Source organism: Saccharopolyspora mangrovi, assembly GCF_035320975.1.
Taxonomy (GTDB): domain Bacteria; phylum Actinomycetota; class Actinomycetes; order Mycobacteriales; family Pseudonocardiaceae; genus Saccharopolyspora; species Saccharopolyspora mangrovi.
This window is the reverse complement of record NZ_JAWLNX010000012.1, coordinates 1-18,856: the sequence shown is the minus strand read 5'-3', so window position 1 is coordinate 18,856 and position 18,856 is coordinate 1. Positions and strand designations below refer to the sequence as shown.

Here is an 18,856-nt window from a genome sequence, read left to right as displayed (position 1 = left end):
CACCGAGGTGACGTGGACCCGCTCGTGGGTACCCGGCGCGGCAGCGTCGGTTCGCGGGCACATTCCCAGCACGATGATCTCCACCGCCACGGCCAGGAAGGGCAGCTAGCCGTGGCGGTTCCGCACATGTCCGCCGCAGCGCAGGAAACAGGGATGCTCAACAACGACCCCGCGACCGCAGCCGGTGCAGCCGATCCGGCTGCCGCCCGGACCAAGAAGTGGTGGCTGCGCAACTGGCGCCTCCGGTACAAGATGGCCGCCGTTCTGCTCGTGCCGACCTTGGCCGCGCTCGGCGTCGGTGGCGTGCGCATCTACGACGGTCTCAACAGCCAGTCCCAGATGCAGACCATCGTCGACCAGGTCGAGTTGGCGCAGCAGACCTCCAACCTGACCCACGAGCTGCAGCGCGAGCGGGACTTCGCGATCGTGCTCACCACCGCCAACGGCGGCAGCGCGGGCAGCGACTACGCCGCCCAGGGGCAGCGGGTCGACGCCGCGGTCCAGCAGGTGCTGGCCTTCGAGCCGCAGATCGCCGGCTTCACCCCCGAGGTCCGCTTCGCCTACCAGAGCGCCGAGCACCGGATCGGCAGCCTCGGTGCGCTGCGCGGCACCGTCAACAGCGGCTTCACCAGCCCGCAGACGATGATCGCCTACAACTCGGTGATCGACACGCTGCTGACCATCAACAACCAAGTCGCCAACTCCGCGGCCAACACCGCGACCGCGCAGACCGCCCGCGCCGCCGACGCTCTCGGCCAGGCCAAGGAGCAGCTCGCGCGGCAGCGCTCGGTCCTGCTCAGCGCCTCGCTGCGGAACCAGTTCCTCACCGGCCAGCCCGACCAGATGCGCGCCGCCGACGCGCGCTACGAGGCCGCCTACGGCGAGTTCGAGGCCGCGGCGACCCAGGAGCAGCGCGCCCTGTTCGCCGAGCGGGTCGCCGGTGCGGCGATCGACCGCACCGAGCAGCTGGAGCAGAGCTCGCTGATCGCCTACGACAACGATCAGCAGAACCAGAACCTCGGCGTCTCCCCGGCCGACTGGGGGCAGCAGTCCGGGCAGCGCACCGACCTGGTCCGCGAGGTCGAGTCCGACGTCCTCGACGACCTGCACTCCGATGCCACCGCGCTGGCCGACTCGGCCACCTGGACCCTGATCCGCGACTCCGCCCTGGTGGCGCTGCTGCTGATCGTGGCCTTCGGCGTCGCGACCTTCATCGCCCGCTCCATGCTGCGGCCGCTGCGGACGCTGCGCTACAGCGCGCTGGAGATCGCCCAGCAGAGCCTGCCGGACGCGATCAACCGGGTCACCGAGAACCCGGGCGCGTCCCACCAGACCACGGTGCCGACCGTGCCGGTCTACACCGACGAGGAGATCGGGCAGGTCGCCCGCACCTTCGACGCGGTGCACCAGCAGGCGCTGCGGCTGGCCGTCGAGCAGGCCATGCTCCGCAACAACGTCAACGACCTGTTCGTCAACCTCGCCCGCCGGTCGCAGACCCTGGTGCAGCGCCAGCTTGCCCTGATCGACCGCCTGGAGCAGGACGAGCAGGACCCGGACCAGCTCTCCAGCCTCTTCGAGCTGGACCACCTGGCCACCCGCATGCGGCGGAACAACGAGAACCTGCTGATCCTCGGCGGCACCGACCTCACCCGGCGCACCATGCGCCCGGTCCCGCTCAACGAGGTCCTCGGCGCCGCCGTCTCCGAGGTCGAGCAGTACGCCCGGGTCGCGGTGGTCGACGCCCCCGAACTGGCCCTGCAGGGCCGCGTCGTCAACGACTTCGTGCACCTGGTCGCCGAGCTGCTGGAGAACGCCACGGTGTTCTCCAACCCCGACACCGAGGTCACGGTCCGCACCGCCTACCGCCGCCAGCAGCTGGTCATCGAGATCCGCGACCGCGGTGTGGGCATCGACGCCGGCGAGATCGACGAGATCAACGAGCGGCTCGTGCGGCCGCCGGACATCGACGTCGCGGTCTCCCGCCGCATGGGCCTGTTCGTGGTCGGCCAGCTGGCCCGCAGGCACAACATCGAGGTCGAGCTCGGCAACAACGAGGGCCTGGAGGGCGGCGTCACCGCCACCGTGCGCCTCAGCGGCGAGCTCGTCGTGCAGCTCACGCCGGACGGCCCGGTGCCGATGCCCGACATGCCGCGCACGGTGCAGCCGGAGGAGCGCGGTTCGCTCACCGAGACCGGCACCCAGCTGGGCCTGGCCGCGGCCTTCGGCGGTCGCGCCGCCGCGGGCAGCAACGGCCAGCAGCCGGGCCTGGACGCGCCGACCACGCGCGCGGAGCTGCCCAGCCTGAGCGGTTCCGAGCCGCCGACCTCGTTCACCTCGATGAACCAGGCGGCGATGGACTCGGAGATCTCCATGCCGGGGATCGCGTCGTTCAACGGTCAGGGGCACGCCGGCGAGCCGGACGATGACGCCGAGTTGCCCGCGCAGTACTCCTTCACGACGTCCTCCGGCGATTCGTTCGGTGCGACGAGCGTCCCCCAATGGGAGGATGACGGCCGGGCGCCCCACGACGACGAAGTCGGGGCGGAAGCCTGGCCGGATATCGATCCGGGCTTCGACGGGCAGTGCGGTGCACCGTCGGAGACCTCGTCGACCGACCTGTTCCACAGCCCGTTCGAGGCGGAGAAGACCAAGAACTTCGCCCCGTCCCAGCCGTTGGGCTCCGAAGACAGCCGGAACGGCTTCAGCGGTGGCGGCCTGAACGGGAGCGAGTCCGACAGCGGCTCCCTGAACGGCAACGGCCTGAACGGCAGTGGAATCGGCGCGGCCTTCGGCGGCGGCTATGAGGGCGCCCCAGGAAACGGAAGCCGGCCCGAGTCGGCGTCGGAGTCCTGGGAGTCCGAGAACGCATCCCTGCGAGGCACTTCCGGTCCGGAACACCCGGGCTCCGACGGCGGGTCGACGGCTTACGCCGACGACGAGCCGAGGGAGTCCTGGGACATGGACGATGCGCCTACCCAACGCCTGCCGATCTACGAAGCCGTGCTCTCGCAGTGGTTCCGCGAGTCCGACGTCGAGGACTCGACCCCGGCCGCTGCTGACCCCAAGCCCGCCGAGCCGGAAGGCGCCGAGTCCTCGACCCAGTCGAGCTCCGAGCCGGAACCGGTCGTCGACGAAGTTCCGCGCACCACCACGCCCGAACCGGGCTGGGGCCAAGCGGACGTCGGTTGGAAAGCCGCCGAGGCGCTCCTGCAGACCCACGAGGTCCAGGAGACGACCGCGGCCGGACTTCCCAAGCGGGTCCCGAAGACCAACCTCGTGCCCGGCTCGGCAGCGCCCCGCTCCCCGCAGACCCCTCGCCGCAAGCCCGCCGCCCCGCGCTCGGCTGACGCCGTTCGCGGCCGGATGGCGAACTTCCAGCAGGGCGTCCATCGGGGCAGGCACGCCAAGTCCGAACCGGTTTCCACCGAACTTCCCCGCTCGAATCCGAGCCGTCCCGAGGAGCAGGAGTGAACGGGTCCGTGCAGCAACCGATGAGCAGCAACAGCTTCAGTTGGCTGATCACCGACTTCGTGCGCCGGGTGCCCGGCGTGGCGCACTCGGTGGTCGTGTCCGCGGATGGTCTGCTGCTGGCCGGTTCCCAGGGCTTGCCGCGTGACCGCGCCGAGCAGCTTTCCGCCGTCGCGTCCGGTCTGGTCAGCCTCACCCAAGGCGCAGCGCGCTGCTTCGAAGCAGGCGAGGTGACCCAGACCGTCGTCGAGATGGAGCAGGGCTACCTGTTCCTGATGTCGATCAGCGACGGCTCGTGCCTGGCCGTGCTCGCCGCGCCCAACGCCGACATCGGCTTGGTCGCCTACGAGATGACCCTGCTCGTGGAGCGGGTCGGCCGTCAGCTCACGCCGGAACTGCGCGCGCAGCTGCAGGGCATGGGTCGCCGGTGATTCCGGCTGGGGAGAGCTGAGGGGAGCTGACCATGAACGCCGGTTCCGAGCCCAGCTGGGACGGTGACCTGTTCCGCCTCTACAACAAGCGGCTGAGCGCGGAGTCCTGGCAGGACGACTTCGTCGACGACAACCCGTCCGCGCAGGGAGACGACTCCATCGGCGGGGGGTACGACCGCGCGCTGTTCGGGGGACCGGGTGCCGACCTGTTCGGGTCCGGCGGATACGGCGACACTTCCTCGGGCGGGCAGAGCGCCCAAGCCCAGCAGGACGGGTGGGGGCAGGACCCCCGCGCGTCCCAGGACAGCTGGATGTCGCAGGACGGCTGGGGCTCGCAAGACCGCGGCACCCCGCCCCCGCGCCCGGACAACGGGCCGCCATCGGTGTCGATGCCGTCCATCTCGCAGTCGATGTCGCCGATTTCCCAGTCCATGCCGTCGATTTCCGGCTCCATGCCGGCGATCCCGGCGATGGACGACCCGGAAGCCGAGGACAGCGGCGGTTCACTCGTTCGGCCGTACGCCCGCACTCGGGGGCGCACCCGCACCGATTATGATCTTGCTATCGAGACGTTGGTAAGCACCAGCGAACGAGGTCGCAACCAGGCGACCCAATCCCGGCCCGAGCACCGCTCGATCTCCGAGCTGTGCCAGGAGGCCCGTTCGGTCGCCGAGGTCGCCGCTCACCTGCGGCTGCCGCTCGGCGTGGTGCGGGTGCTGATCGGCGACATGGCCGACACCGGGCTGGTTCTGATTCATGACAGTGGCATGGTCGTCGGTGATCGGCCGTCCATGGAGTTCTTGGAGAGGGTGCTCAGTGGGCTTCGCAGGCTCTGATCCCCGGTCGCAGCAGCCGAGCAACCAGAAGACCTCGACGAAGATCGTGGTCGCCGGTGGTTTCGGTGTCGGGAAGACGACGTTCGTCGGTTCGGTCTCCGAGATCGTTCCGTTGACCACCGAAGCGGTGATGACCGAGGCCAGCGTCGGCGTCGACGACCTGACGGCCACGCCCGGCAAGGTCACCACGACCGTCGCGATGGACTTCGGCCGCGTCTCGCTCGACTCGGACCTGATCCTGTACCTGTTCGGCACGCCCGGCCAGCACCGGTTCTGGTTCATGTGGGACGACCTGGTGCGCGGCGCGATCGGCGCCGTCGTGCTCGTCGACACCCGCCGGCTGGCGGACGCGTTCGCCTCGATCGACTTCTTCGACGACCGCGGGCTGCCCTACATCGTCGCGGTCAACACCTTCGACGGCCTCACGCACCACCGCATGGAGGACGTCCGCGAGGCCCTGACCATCGCCGAGTCGGTGCCGATGATCACCGTCGACGCCCGGGACCGGGAATCGACGAAGAAGGCCCTCATCACCCTGGTCGAACACGCCATGCGCCAGCGGCTGGCCACCTCGCACTGACCTCCGCTCAGTCCTCCACGAGGGCGACCGAGGTGATGCGGTGCAGCGGGAAGTTGCCGAGCTCGTCGTTGGCGGCGTCCACGCCCTGCAGGATCCCGCCGCCGACGCTGACCGGGCGGACCACGTGCTGGCTGCGAACCCCGTGGGTGTCCACGAAACCCAGCCACACGCTGCGCTCGTCGGCCGCGGCGTCGCGCAGCAGCGCGAGCGTTGCCTCAGCGCTCGGTCGGCCGCGTTCCGGGACCACCGCCCGGCCCCGGCGGGCCGATCCGGCGATGTCGTTGGCGCGCAGCTGCGTGACCATCGCGCCCAGCTGCTCGGCGCTGGGCACCGGCGGCCCGTAGGACGTGCGCTGCCGGGTCTTGCCGCGGGTGCGGCGACCGCTCGACCGCAGGTCCAGCACGTTGCCGTCGGGTCCCTCCGCGACCGGCGCGAACCCGGCCGTGCGCAGCCCGTCCACCAGGTCCGCCAGCGGTAGCGGGCTGATCAGCACGGTCGGCGCGATGCGCCGCAGCTCCAGCTCCTCGCTCGCCGGGGTCGCCAGCACCTCGGTCAGCACGACCGGATCGTCGCAGCGCAGGAAGGCCGCTGCGGTCCCGGCGCGGAGCTTGCCGTGGCGGCGGGCCACGTCGTCGATCAGGTAGGTCAGCGCCTGCGGGATCGGTGTCTTGGAGCGGTCCCGGAACAGCGCGTGCAGGTCGTCGGCGGTGTAGCCGGCGTCCAGCGCCCGCCGCGCGCTGCCCTCGCTCACCCGGTAGACGGTGGCGCTGCCCGCGGACTCGACGTCGGCGACCAGCTTCATCTCGGCGGCCAGGTCGGGTTCGAGCCGTCCGGGCGCGACGACCGTGAGGTCCGCCTGCACCAGCACGTGGTCCAGCGGCTCCGGCAGCACCTCGCCCAGCCGGTGCCCGGCCTCGGCCGGGCCGTCGAACAGCAGCGCCCGACCGGCGGTGGTCATCGCGTCCAGCGCGACGACGCCCAGCGCGGTGGCCTCCGACAGCGTCCAGCGCACCAGGTCGTCGCGCAGCCGACCGGCGTGCCGGGGCGCGCGCCAGGCCAGCACGGTGGCCACGTCGTCCGGGCGGGCACCGCACCCGCCGGGGAGCTCGTCGAGGTAGTCGAGGATGCGGCGGCGGTCCTTCGGCGCCAGCGGACGGCTCAGCTCGTCCGACAGCGGCCCGATCAACCGGTCCTTCTCGTCGCGGGCGCCGGTCAGGCCCGGCAGCCGGGGCAGGTCCAGCCACGCGGCCGCCAGCGCGGCCCAGCGCTGCTCGACCGGTGAGGCAAGCCAGGTGTCCGAGGAGATCGTGGGCAGCCAGCGCGGTTCGGCGTCCTCGGTGCGGTCCAGCAGACCGGCCGCGACGGCCACCTCCACCAGCAGCGACATGTGCTGCTCGCCGATCTCGAGGGTCTTGGCGGTGCGGCGCACGTCGCGGATGCCGACGCCGCCCGAGCGCAGCACGTCCGGCGGCTCGGCCTCCCACGCCTGCAGCAGCTCCTCGACGTGCCGCAGCAGTTCCAGCGCGGCACCACCGGCGGTGCTGTCGACCCGCTCGCGGTCGGACTGGGTGAGCTCAGGGGCCGGTTCCTCGGGCTCGACCCGGCCCATCGGGTGGTCGCCGCGCACCGCCAGCGCCAGCTGCCGGGGCAGTTCCACGGTCTCGGTGTCGCGGCGCAGCAGCAGACCCTTGGCCAGCAGCCGCTGGACCGGGTTGGTCGCGCGCTCCAGCGGCACGTGCGCGGAGGCGTCCTTGGTGCGGCCGATGGGGGAGCCGTCGGCGAGCTTGCCGACCAGCCGCCGCTCCTCCTCGTCCATCTCCGCCAGCGCGGCCTTGGCCGTCACCTCGGTCAGGTCCTCGGCCGGGCGGCCCAAACCGCCGGGGAAGGTCGGCAGCACCTCGCGCGCGGTGCCGGCGATCTCCAGCGAGTCGTCGCCGCCCCACACCAGTGCGAGGTCGCGCAGCGCGGTCACCGTCCGGCGGGCCCGCTGCACCGTCACCTCGGCGCCCAGCAGCTCGGCCACCGCGTCCAGGGCGACGGGCTGCTTGTCGGCGTCGAGCAGGACCAGCGCCTCCATCGTGCTCAGCGCGAAGGAGTCCAGCTCCTCGCAGGCGCGGGCCACCGACGACCGCTGCGCGACCCGCGAACCGAGCACGGACAGGTCGGCGGGCGGCGGAGTCGCCAGATCCGGTCGAGCGCGCAGCAACGCCACGAGCTGCTCGTCGCTGCGGTCCCGGAGCCAATTTCCCACTGGAGGCATCGAACCCACGATACCCAGTAGTCGTCCCCGACTCCCCGAACTCACCGACCCACCCCCTCGCGACGCCCCCACCGGGGTCGACACGATTCCAATGGAAATCAGATCCCCGATTTCAATGGAAATCACGTCCCCGACTTCCATTGAAATCGGGCCGCCCCACGTCCCGACGTGACGTGCCTGGGCAGCCCGGGGGAACGAGTTGTGCAAGCTCCGACACCCTTGGGTGAGTTCGATCGCCGCGATCCGGCAAACTGGAGTTGCCCGTAGCCGGAATGCACAGGAGGACGACGTGGCCGGCAAGAACAAGAAGGACCGCATCGACCCGAGCTGGCCCCAGGCCGGTGCCGGAGAGCACCCGGTCAGCGAGCTGGTGGCCGACAAGCAGGGCGCCCTGTCGCCGTTCGGGGACACCACGTTCCCGCTCAACGAGGACGCCGTCCCGTACGAGCACCCGGTCACGGTCATCAACAAGTGAGACCTGACGCCGAACCGGCGCTCAGCCGGTTCGGCGCCGCCGGATCTCACCACCCGTCGAACGACTCCTGTCAAGGCTGACCGGCGAGTAGCGGACCGGATCTAGCTCACAGCGAGGAAAGTTTTAGGCTTTTTCGTGTTGGGTGAAGTTCCGGTCGCTTAGCGGGTTCGAGGGACTTGCGCTGCGGTTGGGCGATCTGCTGCCGCGGCCCCTCCGGAGGCCGCCGGAGAACGGCACCCACGTCCATAGCCGTTCGCTCGACAGGGGTGTGCCAATGCCGGTTCCAGGTCCTGGGTACTCGATCACCGTTCGCGTCGAGGCTCCGCCGTCGACGACCGCCGCCGGCGACCTGACCAGCGCGATCGGCCGCGCGGGCGGGGTGATCACAGCGTTCGACGTCGTCGAGTCGCACGCCGACCGCATCGTCGTCGACATCACCTGCAACGCGCTCTCGGCCGACCACGCAGGTGAGGTCACCGAAACCCTCGAAGCGCTGCCGGGCGTGCGCGTCCGCAAGGTCTCCGACCGGACCTTCCTGGTCCACCTCGGCGGCAAGATCGAGGTCAACTCCCGCGTCGCGCTGGCCAACCGCGACGATCTCTCCCGCGCCTACACGCCCGGCGTCGCCCGGGTGTGCACCGCCATCGCCGAGAACCCCGACGACGCCCGCCGGCTGACCGTCAAGCGCAACGCCGTCGCCGTGGTCACCGACGGCTCCGCGGTGCTGGGCCTGGGCAACATCGGCCCGGAGGCCGCGCTGCCGGTCATGGAGGGCAAGGCGGCGCTGTTCAAGAAGTTCGCAGGCGTCAACGCCTGGCCGGTCTGCCTGGACACCCAGGACACCGAGGAGATCATCCGCGCCGTCGAGCTGATCGCCCCCGTCTACGGCGGCATCAACCTCGAGGACATCGCGGCCCCGCGCTGCTTCGAGATCGAGGCGCGGCTGCGCGAGAAGCTCAACATCCCGGTATTCCACGACGACCAGCACGGCACCGCCATCGTCGTGCTCGGCGCCCTGCGCAACGCGCTGCGCGTGGTGGAGAAGGACATCTCCGACTGCCGCATCGTGGTCTGCGGCGTGGGTGCCGCCGGTTCGGCGATCATCCGGCTGCTGCAGAACAAGCAGCCCGCCGACATCATCGCGGTCGACATCAACGGCATCGTGCACTCCGGTCGCGGCGACACCGACGAGAACCTGCGCAACATCGCCGCCAGCACCAACAAGGAGGGCCGCACCGGCACGCTGTCCGACGCGGTGCGCGAGGCCGACGTGTTCATCGGCGTCTCGGCCCCGAACCTGCTCTCCGCCGACGACGTGGCCACCATGAACTCCGACGCGATCGTGTTCGCGCTGGCCAACCCGGACCCGGAGATCGACCCGCTGGAGGCCCAGCAGCACGCCACCATCGTGGCCACCGGGCGCAGCGACTACCCGAACCAGATCAACAACGTGCTGGCCTTCCCGGGCGTCTTCCGCGGTCTGCTCGACGCGCACGCGCACGAGATCACCGACGACATGATGCTCGCGGCGTCCAACGCGATCGCCGACGTCGTCGACGGCGACCGCCTCAACGCCTCGTTCATCGTCCCCAGCGTCTTCGACAACGCGGTCGCCCCCGCCGTCGCCGACGCGGTCAAGAAGGCGGCCCTGGCGGCCAAACCCGCTGAAACCGCATCCCGAGGCGGTTCCTCCATGCCCTGGAGCATGGCCGAAGACCTCGACGTCTGAGGTCGACCGACCGGGTCGAGAACCGCAGGATTCGGCAGTGCGAATCCTGCGGTTTCTCGACCTTCCCTGCATTCGGTCGGGGGATGGGCTGCTCTAAGCTCGGGGCATGGCGCAGGATGAGCTCACGCATGTCGACGCGGCCGGTGCCGCGCGCATGGTCGACGTGTCCGAGAAGGACGCCACCGCCCGCAGGGCCGTGGCCAGCGGTGTCGTGCGCACCACCGCCGAGGTGATCGCGCTGCTGCGCCGCGACGGCCTGCCCAAGGGCGACGCCATCGCGACCGCCCGCCTCGCCGGGATCATGGGCACCAAGCGCACCCCGGACCTCATCCCGCTGTGCCACCCCATCGCCATCTCCGGCGCGAAGGTCGAGCTCGAGCTCGGCGACACCGACGTCCGCATCACCGCCGCGGTCAAGACCACCGACCGCACCGGCGTCGAGATGGAAGCGCTGACCGCGGTCGCCGTCGCCGGGCTCGCGCTGCACGACATGATCAAGGCCGTCGATCCCGGCGCGGTGCTCGACGCGGTCCAGGTCGAGCGCAAGGAAGGCGGCAAGACCGGCCTCTGGGAGCGCGAAGCGGACTAATCCGCCGCTCGCCGTCGTTGCACCGGAACCGGGAAATCCACGGGAGGTCTCCATGACGAGGACTGCGCGAGTCGTCGCCGCGTCCAACCGCGCCGCCGCCGGGATCTACGAGGACCGCACCGGTCCCGTGATCGTGCAGTGGTTGCGCGACCGGGGCTACGACACCCCCGACCCGTTCGTGGTGCCCGACGGCGACCCGGTCGGCGACCAGCTGCGCAGCGCCGTCAACGGCGGCGTCGACGTCGTGATCACCACCGGCGGCACCGGGATCAACCCCACCGACCGCACTCCCGAGGTCACCGCCCAGGTGCTCGACCACCAGATCCCGGGCCTGGCCGACGCCATCCGCGCTGCCGGGCTGCCGAAGGTCCCCACCGCGGTGCTCTCCCGGGGCCTCGCCGGGGTCAGCGGCCACACGCTGATCGTGAACCTCCCGGGCTCCAGCGGCGGCGTCAAGGACGGCCTCGGAGTCCTCGAAGGCGTCCTCGACCACGCCGTCGACCAGCTCCACGGCGGAGACCACCCCGGATCCGCGACCGCAGCCGCCCCGAACCCCGCCGACGTGCTGCGCGCCGACGTCGTCGACGAACCCATCGACGTCGAGGCGCTGGCCCGATCCGTCGAGCACAACGCGGCCGGAGCCGTGGTGACCTTCGGCGGTGTCGTCCGCGACCACGACGGCGGCCGGGGCGTCCTGGAGCTGGAGTACACCGGGCACCCCATCGCCCAGGACGTGATCCAGGAGGTCGCGGCCGACATCGCCGGGCGGTTCGACGGCGTCCGCGCCATCGCCGTGTCGCATCGCATCGGGATGCTGAAGATCGGCGACGTGGCCCTCGGCTGCGCCGTCGCCGCCGAGCACCGCAAGCAGGCGTTCAACGCGTGCTCCGAACTCGTCGACGAGGTCAAGCGACGCCTGCCGATCTGGAAGCGCCAGGTCTTCGACGACAACACAGAAGAATGGGTCAACTGCCCCTAGAACGTCAGGCAAGCGGCGAAGCCGCTTTCTCCGTACCCCACCCTCGCAGCTGGCACCGCCGCGGGTTCTGAGACGTCGTCTGGCGAGTACGCCGCGACGCCGTGTATTGACCCATACATCAGGAGTGGCGCACGGAGTCCAGGCGGCGTCTCAGGTTCCGCCACTGGCACCGCCAAGCAAACCGACCCCGTCTCCGTCCAGCAGGAAACCCCCTCCACCGCTTAGGGGGCTTTTGCGGTGGAGGGGGTTTCCCTGGCGGAGCACGTGCCGTGTCGGGGGAGACGGCGCGTGCTCCTTTGCCGGTCGGCGTTGGGGGATGCCGGACCGTGCAGTCTTACTTCACGTCGAGCTGCTGACCCGGGAAGATCAGGTTCGGGTCGTTGATGACGCTCGAGTTCTTGGCGGCGATGTCCTGGTAGTTCACGCCGAACTGCTGCGCGATCTTGCCCAGGGTGTCGCCCGCCTTGACGGTGTAGTCCGCGCCGTCCGCCTTGACCGTCGACTTGGTCTTGGTCGTGGTGGTCTTCTTCTTCGGCGTGGTCTCGGTCTTGGTGCTCGACTTGGTCGAGCCGCTGGTCCAGTTCAGCTTCGCGCTGCAACCCGGCCACGCGTTCTTGCCCTGGGAGGCGAGAACCTTCTCCGCGACGGCGATCTGCTGCTCGCGGGTGGCGTTGTGGGCGCTGCTGGCGTACTGGGTGCCGCCGTACGCGGCCCAAGTCGACGGGGTGAACTGGAGGCCGCCGTAGAAGCCGTTGCCGGTGCTGGCGCTCCAGTTGCCGCTGCTCTCGCACTTGGCGAGGGCGTCCCAGTCCGCTGCGTTGGCGGGAGCGGCGATCGCGATCGGGGTGGCGACCACAGCGCCGGCGACGGCGAACCGGGCGAAGTTGCGCTTGGTACTCGAAGGCTTACGGTGCTTGCCCTTATAGCTGGACATGTCCCTCTCTCCTGCCGCGCCTCGGGTCGAACCCTCGTCTGGCTCCTTCGGGGGAGCCGGGTCCGCGTCCGCCGGTCTCGGGGGAGCCGGCGGCATCTCGGAGCTTTCGGGGAGCCCTGAGATGTCCCTCGTTCCTGTCCGGTTCTGTTTCGTTTTCGGGGTGAGAGCCCGCTGGACAGGTTCGGCGCTGCGGGCTCTCGAGTTCCTTGCTGATCGGTTCGGGGCCGACCGAGGAGCGACACTACGTAACCAATCCGAAGATCGGAAATCTTGTAGCATGTGACGCTGGTCACAGTAACACCGGGGAAAGGGGGTGCGATCCCGTTCATTTTCCCTGATCAGAGCGTCGTTACCGTACCGTTTCCGGGCCGATATCGATCACCGTAAGTGAGGCTTGGGTCACCTCGCTGCTCCCACTGGGGAACCCCCGTCACGCGGTCACCAACTGTCGAGCGAGCCCGCGCAACCTCGGGTCGTGGGGGACACGGGTGGCAGAGCGCCGACGCGATGCGTGTTCGTGAAATGACGGAGCGTGAGTGGTCTATCGCTGGAACGGGTGGCGTTCAGACTGGCGAGCGGCCGACCCGGCGGGCACCCTCAGAAGCAAGATCGAATGAGGGATAAATCAAGCAAAAAGTCACCTGAACGAGGCTGTACGACACGCCAGGGCATGTTGTATTCGCGCGTACCCGCACGCGCGCAGAAGAGAACAGTGCCCTGCTCTGATCGGCAGGTTCAGCCGCCCGCGAACGGCGGCAGGACGTCGAGGGTGGCGTCGGCCGGGATCCGCGTGGCGCGGTCCCGCACGGCCACGCCGTCGAGGAGGAAGCTGCACGCGGGCAGCACCTTGGCCAGCTTCTCGTCGTGCTGGTTCAGTGCCGCCGCGATGACGTCGGAGACCGTCGGCGCTGAGCCCTCCGCAGGGCTCAGCCGCACCGTCTCCTCCGGCACACCGGCCGCCGCGCGGGCGCCGGCGAAGTAGCGGACCTGAACCGATACCGCACGCTTCGCCGAACCGGCGCTGTGCTCCGACACCGCGGTCATCTCCGCTAACCCCCGATTGCGCTCATCGGCCTTGATGGTTGGGCGAACTCGCCGGAATCCATCCCGTGCCCGGCGGCCTTGGCCCACATCTCGCCCTGCCACAGCCGGATCAGCTCGGCGTCGGTGGCGCCTTCGCGCATGGGGCCGCGCAGGTCGGTCTCCGTCGTCGAGAACAGGCACGAGCGTAGCTGCCCGTCCGCGGTCAACCGCGTTCGGTCGCACGCGGCGCAGAACGGTCTGGTCACCGAGGCGATCACGCCCACGGTCGCCGGTCCGCCGTCGACCAGCCAGCGCTCGGCCGGTGCCGAGCCGCGCTCGGCGACGTCGGGGGTGAGGGTGAACTCCCGGCTGAGCCGCTCCAGGATCTCGTCCGCGGTGATCATCGCGGAGCGCTCCCAGCCGTGCTGCGCGTCCAGCGGCATCTGCTCGATGAACCGCAGCTGGTAGCCGCGCTCGATGCAGAACCGCAGCAGCTCGGGGGCCTCGTGGTCGTTGATGCCCCGCATGAGCACCGCGTTGACCTTGACCGGTTCCAGCTTCATCGTCTTGGCCGCGGCCAGCCCGTCGAGCACGTCCTGCATCCGGTCGCGCCTGGTCAGCTCCTTGAACACCGCTCCGTCCAAGGTGTCCAGCGAGACGTTGACCCGGTTCAGCCCGGCCGCCACCAGCTTCTCGGCGAACCCGCCGAGGTTGATGCCGTTGGTGGTCAGCGAGGTCGTGGGCCGGCTGGGCAGCGACGAGGTGGCCGCGATGACGTCGACCAGGTCCTGCCGCAGCAGCGGTTCGCCGCCGGTGAAGCGGACCGTGGTGACCCCGAGCTCCTCGACCGCGATGCGGATCAGCCGGTTCATCTCGTCGGTGTCGAGCATTTCGTCGCGCTTGAGCCACGGCAAACCCTCGGCGGGCATGCAGTAGGTGCAGCGCAGGTTGCACTTGTCGATCAGGGAGACGCGCAGATCCGTCGCCACCCGGCCGAATCGGTCCACCAAGTACGGCGTGTCCGGCCGTTCGGAGGAGTCGGTCGTGCGGCGCACGAGCGGGATTCCCAAGTCCACCGCGTTCACAACTCGACCCTATCTCCTCGCACCGACGCTTTTCGATCGCGAGCGGCGATTTGGTCGGATCAAGATGCCTGGTCAACAGGGCCGTGACGGGGGTTAACCATCCGAGTTCGCGGTTCGATACCCCCTGGTTTCGCCGCACCTGCGGAAGTATTGTCGTGCGCGTGCCGCAATATCGGATCGCAGAGTCCGCCGCCTTGCTCGGTGTCAGCGACGACACCGTGCGCCGCTGGGTCGACGGCGGGCAGTTGCCCGCGGAACGCGACGCCGCCGGACGGTTGGTCGTCGACGGCGCCGCGCTCGCCGAGTTCACCCGCGACCAGGCCAGGTCCGCCCCGGACCCGTCGGCCGTCGGGCGCTCCGCGCGCAACCGCTGGGTCGGGCTGGTGACCGAGATCGTCTCGGACAAGGTGATGTCGCAGGTGGAGATCCAGTGCGGGCCTCACCGCGTGGTGTCGCTGATGAGCACCGAGGCGGTCCGCGAGCTCGGGCTGGTGCCCGGGTCGCTGGCGGTCGCAGTGGTCAAGTCGACCAACGTCGTGGTGGAAACACCGGGAGAGGGCTGAATGTCGAAGCTCAAGATGATCGCGGGCGGGGTGCTCGCGCTGACCCTGCTGGCCGGCTGCGGCCAGGCCCAGTCCGGGCAGGCCCCGGCGCAGCAGCGAACGGTCACCGTCCTCGCCGCCGCCTCGCTGACCGAGTCCTTCGACGAGCTGGGCGAGCGGTTCACCGCCGAGCACCCCGACGTGCAGGTCCAGTTCGACTACCAGGGCTCCTCGACGCTGGCCGAGCAGATCGAGCAGGGCCGCCCGGCCGACGTCTTCGCCTCGGCCGACGACAAGAACATGGCCAAGGTCGCCGACCTTGTCTCGCCCCCGCAGCCCTTCGCCACCAACCGGCTGACCATCGTGGTCCCGCCCGGCAACCCCGCCCACGTGGCTTCGCTGGCCGATCTCGCGGACAAGCGGCTCGTCGTCTGCGCACCTCAGGTGCCCTGCGGCTCGGCGACGCAGCAGGTCGCCAAGGCCGCAGGCGTCGGACTGCGGCCGGTCAGCGAGGAGAACGACGTCAAGCAGGTGCTGCAGAAGGTCGTCGCGGGCGAGGCCGATGCCGGTCTGGTCTACGTCACCGACGCCGAGGCCGCCGGTGACAAGGTCCAGGCGATCGACTTCCCGGAGTCCCCGCAGGTGGTCAACAGCTACCCGATCGCGACCGTCAAGGACTCCCAGCAGGAGCAGCTGGCCAACGACTTCGTGGCGTTCGTGCGCGGCCCGGGGGGGCGCGAGGTGCTCGGCGCGCACGGCTTCGACGTTCCGTGATGCGGCGCCACCCGCCGCAGGTGCCCGCCGTGCTGTGGGTGCCCGCGGCGCTCGCGCTGGCGCTGGTGGCGCTGCCGGTGTTCGGCCTGCTCACCCGGGTCGAACCGGCCCGGCTGCCCGCGCTGCTGCTGAGCCCGTCCGCGCTCGACGCGCTGCGGTTGTCGGTGGTCACCGGCCTGATCGCGACCGCGCTCGCCGCGGTGCTCGGAATACCGCTGGCCGTGGTGCTGGCCCGCTCCCGGCTGCGCGGGCTCCGCGTGGTGCGGGCGCTGGTGCTGCTCCCGCTGGTGCTGCCACCGGTGGTCGGCGGTCTGGCGCTGCTGTACCTGCTGGGCCGGACCGGGCCGCTGGGCGGGGTGCTGGCGGTGGCCGGGATCCGGTTGCCCTACACCACCGCGGCGGTCGTGCTGTCGCAGGCGTTCGTCGCGATGCCGTTCCTGGTGGTCGGCCTGGAAGGCGCGCTGCGCACGGCCGGAGGCCGCTACGAGCAGGTCGCGGCGACGCTGGGCGCCGGTCCGTGGCTGGCGTTCCGGCGCGTCACGCTGCCGCTGCTGCTCCCGGCGCTGCGTTCGAGCCTGGTGCTGACCTTCGCGCGGGCGCTCGGCGAGTTCGGCGCGACGATCACGTTCGCGGGCAGCCTCCAGGGCAGCACCCGGACCCTGCCGCTGGCCATCTACACCACCGCGCAGTCCGATGTGGATGCGGCGGTGGCGATGTCGTTGTTGCTGGTCGTGGTGGCCTTGCTGGTGATCGTGATCGCCCGGCCCAGGGCCGTGGAGGGACGGTTGTGAACGGCCTGCGGGTGGACGTCGAGCTGCGCCGCGCGGAGTTCTCGCTGCGCGCCGACTTCGAGGTGGCGCCCGGCGAGGTGCTGGCGGTGCTCGGCCCCAACGGTGCTGGGAAGTCGACGCTGCTGTCGGTGCTGGCCGGGCAGCTGGTGCCGGACCGCGGGGTCGTCGAGCTCGACGGGACCGCCTGGCTGGACACCGACCGCCGCATCAACGTCCCGACGCATCGCCGGGGAGTGGGGCTGCTCGCCCAGCAGGCGCTGCTGTTTCCCAACCTCACCGCGCGCGACAACGTCGCCTTCGGTCCCCGCGCGGCCGGGCTCGGCAAGGCGCGCGCGAGGGAGGTCGCCGAGCGCTGGCTGGCCGAGACCGATGTCGCCGACCTGGGCGGACGCCGTCCGTCGCGGCTCTCGGGCGGGCAGGCCCAGCGGGTCGCGCTGGCCCGCGCGCTCGCCGGCGAACCCCGGCTGCTGATGCTCGACGAGCCCCTCGCGGCGCTGGACGTCGACGCCGCTCCGGCCATGCGCGGCCTGCTGCACCAGGTGCTCCGCCGCCAGGAGATGCCCACCGTGCTGGTCACCCACGACGTGCTCGACGCCGTCGTGCTCGCCGACCGGCTGCTGGTGCTGCAGGACGGCCGCGTCGTCGAGCAGGGCCCGACCAGCGACGTCCTGTCCCGCCCGCGCGAGGCGTTCACCGCCCGGCTGGCGGGGCTGAACCTGCTGGCGGGCACCGCGATCGACGGGGGAGTGCGGATCGGCGAGGAGATCATCAGCGGCCGCATCGCCGAGGAGCTCCAGGCGCGGGAACCGGCCGCCGCGGTGTTCGCCCCGGCGGTCGTGGCCGTGCACCGGGAGCGCCCGCACGGCAGTCCCCGCAACGCCCTGCCGGTGACGGTCAGCGCCCTGGAACCGCGCGGCGACGTGGTCCGGGTGCGCGCGACGGGCCCGTCCGAGGCGGGACTGGCCGCCGACGTCACCCCGGCGGCCGTCGCCGATCTCGGGCTCTCCGCAGGTGAGGAAGTCTGGTTCGTGATCAAAGCGACCGAGGTGGCCATCCACCCGGTATCCGGAGGATCATCAGGGGCGTGACTGAGCCAACCACCTGGACGTACCTGATGGACATGGACGGCGTGCTGGTCCACGAGGAGCACATGGTGCCCGGCGCGGACGAGTTCGTCGCCGCTCTTCGCGAGCACGGCATCCCGTTCATGGTCTTCACCAACAACTCGATCTACACCCCACGGGACCTGCGGGCCCGGCTCCTGCGCAGCGGGCTGGACATCCCGGAGGAGGCGATCTGGACGTCCGCGCTGGCCACGGCGCAGTTCCTGGAGCAGCAACGCCCCGGCGGGTCGGCGTTCGTGGTCGGTGAATCCGGGCTGACCACCGCGCTGCACAACATCGGCTACGTGCTCACCGACCGGGATCCCGACTACGTGATCCTCGGTGAGACCCGCACCTACAGCTTCGAGGCCATCACCAAGGCCATCCGGCTGGTGGAGAACGGCGCCCGGTTCATCGCCACCAACCCGGACGAGAAGGGCCCGAGCCGCGAGGGCACGCTGCCGGCCACCGGCGCGGTGGCGGCGCTGATCGAGCGGGTCACCGGCCGCGCCCCGTACTACGTTGGCAAGCCGAACCCGCTGATGATGCGCTCCGCGCTGCGCCACCTGGGCGTGCACTCGGAGAACACGCTGATGATCGGCGACCGGATGGACACCGACGTCCGCTCGGGGCTGGAGTCGGGCCTGCAGACGATCCTGGTGCTCTCCGGCATCTCCGACGAGGACACGGCGGAGCTGTTCCCGTACCGCCCCACCAAGGTCGTCCGCTCCATCGCGGACCTCCGAGACCACGTCACGGACCCCTTCAAGGCCTGACGAACCGGAGCATCCCCGAGGCCCCGGTCCCATTCGCGCGAAGTCAGACCAGGGGCCTCGGGCGTCGAATGGCGCGCGAAATCTGACACCCGACGCCAGGGGTGGGCTCTGACCTGCGAAGACACACCCGGGCGCGGGGGACGTGTCGAATTTCGCGCGAAGTTTGAGGGCTACGTCCGGGCTTCGAATTTCGCGCGAAATTCGAAGTGGGCTCGTGCGGCAGCGTGCTCCCGGCGGTTGGCCCGAGGCGGCGGTGCAGGTGAAGATTGGTGACCTGCGCCACTGCGATGGGGAGGTTGTCGACGTGGACACCGAGCCGACTCTGAACAGCTACGACTCCGGTGTGTCGGACGTGCCGCTGCTGGGCGACACGATCGGCGCGAACCTGGACCGCACCGCGGCGCGGTTCCCGGACCGCGACGCGCTGGTGGAGTGCGAAACGGGCAGGCGCTGGAGCTACCGGGAGTTCGTCGCCGACGTC

17 protein-coding genes and 1 pseudogene are annotated in these 18,856 nt (G+C 70.6%); 14 read left to right on the top strand and 4 right to left on the bottom strand.

From position 1 onward, the window contains the following. Positions 1 to 126 precede the first annotated feature (126 nt). The 4 genes from R4I43_RS17920 to R4I43_RS17905 are packed head-to-tail and all read left to right on the top strand — an operon-like array spanning position 127 to position 5,315. A complete protein-coding gene (locus R4I43_RS17920) occupies positions 127 to 3,471 on the top strand; it encodes a sensor histidine kinase (protein ID WP_324266783.1) in 3,345 nt (1,114 codons plus the stop codon). Positions 3,472 to 3,491: 20 nt separating this feature from the next. Continuing rightward, positions 3,492 to 3,899 carry a roadblock/LC7 domain-containing protein gene (locus R4I43_RS17915; protein WP_175548002.1) on the top strand — a complete coding sequence of 136 codons (408 nt, stop codon included), beginning with the start codon at positions 3,492 to 3,494 and terminating at the stop codon, positions 3,897 to 3,899. 32 nt (positions 3,900 to 3,931) lie between these two features. After that, positions 3,932 to 4,735, top strand: coding sequence for a DUF742 domain-containing protein (locus R4I43_RS17910; RefSeq protein WP_324266782.1), 804 nt, complete (start codon positions 3,932 to 3,934; stop codon positions 4,733 to 4,735). Then, complete coding sequence (locus R4I43_RS17905; protein ID WP_132676688.1) at positions 4,716 to 5,315, top strand: GTP-binding protein; 600 nt, start codon at positions 4,716 to 4,718, stop codon at positions 5,313 to 5,315. The genes R4I43_RS17910 and R4I43_RS17905 overlap by 20 nt, the downstream gene beginning before the upstream one ends. A gap of 7 nt (positions 5,316 to 5,322) precedes the next feature. Here R4I43_RS17905 and R4I43_RS17900 read toward each other — a convergent pair whose 3' ends face one another. After that, on the bottom strand, positions 5,323 to 7,575 hold the full coding sequence (locus R4I43_RS17900) for a helicase-associated domain-containing protein (RefSeq protein ID WP_324266781.1): 2,253 nt from the start codon (positions 7,573 to 7,575) through the stop codon (positions 5,323 to 5,325). Positions 7,576 to 7,864: 289 nt separating this feature from the next. Here R4I43_RS17900 and R4I43_RS17895 point away from each other — a divergent pair, with 289 nt between their 5' ends. From R4I43_RS17895 to R4I43_RS17880, 4 genes are all read left to right on the top strand, one after another. After that, positions 7,865 to 8,050, top strand: a complete 186-nt coding sequence (locus R4I43_RS17895) for a hypothetical protein (RefSeq protein ID WP_324266780.1) — start codon at positions 7,865 to 7,867, stop codon at positions 8,048 to 8,050. 274 nt (positions 8,051 to 8,324) lie between these two features. Further along, entirely contained in the window at positions 8,325 to 9,779 is a 1,455-nt protein-coding gene (locus R4I43_RS17890; protein WP_324266779.1) for an NAD-dependent malic enzyme, read from the top strand. Positions 9,780 to 9,885: 106 nt separating this feature from the next. Beyond that, a complete protein-coding gene (gene moaC, locus R4I43_RS17885; protein ID WP_324266778.1) occupies positions 9,886 to 10,368 on the top strand; it encodes a cyclic pyranopterin monophosphate synthase MoaC in 483 nt (160 codons plus the stop codon). A 52-nt stretch (positions 10,369 to 10,420) separates the two neighbouring features. Then, complete coding sequence (locus tag R4I43_RS17880; RefSeq protein WP_324266777.1) at positions 10,421 to 11,347, top strand: molybdenum cofactor biosynthesis protein MoaE; 927 nt, start codon at positions 10,421 to 10,423, stop codon at positions 11,345 to 11,347. A gap of 334 nt (positions 11,348 to 11,681) precedes the next feature. On the opposite strand, the gene R4I43_RS17875 is transcribed toward R4I43_RS17880, so the two are convergent. The 3 genes from R4I43_RS17875 to moaA all read right to left on the bottom strand — a co-directional run bounded on the left by R4I43_RS17875 (position 11,682) and on the right by moaA (position 14,389). Beyond that, a complete protein-coding gene (locus R4I43_RS17875) occupies positions 11,682 to 12,281 on the bottom strand; it encodes a transglycosylase family protein (protein ID WP_324266776.1) in 600 nt (199 codons plus the stop codon). A gap of 735 nt (positions 12,282 to 13,016) precedes the next feature. Continuing rightward, entirely contained in the window at positions 13,017 to 13,325 is a 309-nt protein-coding gene (locus R4I43_RS17870) for a MoaD/ThiS family protein (RefSeq protein WP_324266775.1), read from the bottom strand. A 5-nt stretch (positions 13,326 to 13,330) separates the two neighbouring features. Continuing rightward, the gene (gene moaA, locus R4I43_RS17865; RefSeq protein WP_324266774.1) at positions 13,331 to 14,389 is read right to left on the bottom strand and encodes a GTP 3',8-cyclase MoaA; all 1,059 of its coding nucleotides are present in this window, start codon (positions 14,387 to 14,389) and stop codon (positions 13,331 to 13,333) included. A 161-nt stretch (positions 14,390 to 14,550) separates the two neighbouring features. On the opposite strand from moaA, the gene R4I43_RS17860 reads away from it, so the two are divergent. From R4I43_RS17860 to R4I43_RS17835, 6 genes and pseudogenes are all read left to right on the top strand, one after another. After that, positions 14,551 to 14,952, top strand: a complete 402-nt coding sequence (locus tag R4I43_RS17860; protein ID WP_324266773.1) for a TOBE domain-containing protein — start codon at positions 14,551 to 14,553, stop codon at positions 14,950 to 14,952. After that, complete coding sequence (gene modA / locus R4I43_RS17855) at positions 14,953 to 15,705, top strand: molybdate ABC transporter substrate-binding protein (RefSeq protein ID WP_324266772.1); 753 nt, start codon at positions 14,953 to 14,955, stop codon at positions 15,703 to 15,705. Continuing rightward, positions 15,705 to 16,496, top strand: a complete 792-nt coding sequence (locus tag R4I43_RS17850) for an ABC transporter permease (protein ID WP_324266771.1) — start codon at positions 15,705 to 15,707, stop codon at positions 16,494 to 16,496. The genes modA and R4I43_RS17850 overlap by 1 nt, the downstream gene beginning before the upstream one ends. After that, on the top strand, positions 16,493 to 17,584 hold the full coding sequence (locus R4I43_RS17845; RefSeq protein ID WP_324266770.1) for a sulfate/molybdate ABC transporter ATP-binding protein: 1,092 nt from the start codon (positions 16,493 to 16,495) through the stop codon (positions 17,582 to 17,584). Before R4I43_RS17850 ends, R4I43_RS17845 begins: the two co-directional genes overlap by 4 nt. Before the next feature lie 26 nt (positions 17,585 to 17,610). Then, positions 17,611 to 18,375, top strand: coding sequence for an HAD-IIA family hydrolase (locus R4I43_RS17840; protein WP_186459660.1), 765 nt, complete (start codon positions 17,611 to 17,613; stop codon positions 18,373 to 18,375). Between the two features lie 304 nt (positions 18,376 to 18,679). After that, a pseudogene (locus R4I43_RS17835) lies at positions 18,680 to 18,856 on the top strand (AMP-binding protein); the annotation flags it as partial.

What these genes read in the sequence shown, in the direction of transcription:
- R4I43_RS17920 (WP_324266783.1), top strand. Translation starts at nt 127, where the DNA reads ATGTCCGCCGCAGCGCAGGAAACAGGGATGCTCAACAACGACCCCGCG.
- R4I43_RS17915 (WP_175548002.1), top strand. Translation starts at nt 3,492, where the DNA reads ATGAGCAGCAACAGCTTCAGTTGGCTGATCACCGACTTCGTGCGCCGG.
- R4I43_RS17910 (WP_324266782.1), top strand. Translation starts at nt 3,932, where the DNA reads ATGAACGCCGGTTCCGAGCCCAGCTGGGACGGTGACCTGTTCCGCCTC.
- R4I43_RS17900 (WP_324266781.1), bottom strand. Translation starts at nt 7,575, where the DNA reads ATGCCTCCAGTGGGAAATTGGCTCCGGGACCGCAGCGACGAGCAGCTC.
- R4I43_RS17890 (WP_324266779.1), top strand. Translation starts at nt 8,325, where the DNA reads ATGCCGGTTCCAGGTCCTGGGTACTCGATCACCGTTCGCGTCGAGGCT.
- moaC (WP_324266778.1), top strand. Translation starts at nt 9,886, where the DNA reads ATGGCGCAGGATGAGCTCACGCATGTCGACGCGGCCGGTGCCGCGCGC.
- R4I43_RS17880 (WP_324266777.1), top strand. Translation starts at nt 10,421, where the DNA reads ATGACGAGGACTGCGCGAGTCGTCGCCGCGTCCAACCGCGCCGCCGCC.
- R4I43_RS17875 (WP_324266776.1), bottom strand. Translation starts at nt 12,281, where the DNA reads ATGTCCAGCTATAAGGGCAAGCACCGTAAGCCTTCGAGTACCAAGCGC.
- R4I43_RS17870 (WP_324266775.1), bottom strand. Translation starts at nt 13,325, where the DNA reads ATGACCGCGGTGTCGGAGCACAGCGCCGGTTCGGCGAAGCGTGCGGTA.
- modA (WP_324266772.1), top strand. Translation starts at nt 14,953, where the DNA reads ATGTCGAAGCTCAAGATGATCGCGGGCGGGGTGCTCGCGCTGACCCTG.
- R4I43_RS17850 (WP_324266771.1), top strand. Translation starts at nt 15,705, where the DNA reads ATGCGGCGCCACCCGCCGCAGGTGCCCGCCGTGCTGTGGGTGCCCGCG.
- R4I43_RS17840 (WP_186459660.1), top strand. Translation starts at nt 17,611, where the DNA reads ATGGACATGGACGGCGTGCTGGTCCACGAGGAGCACATGGTGCCCGGC.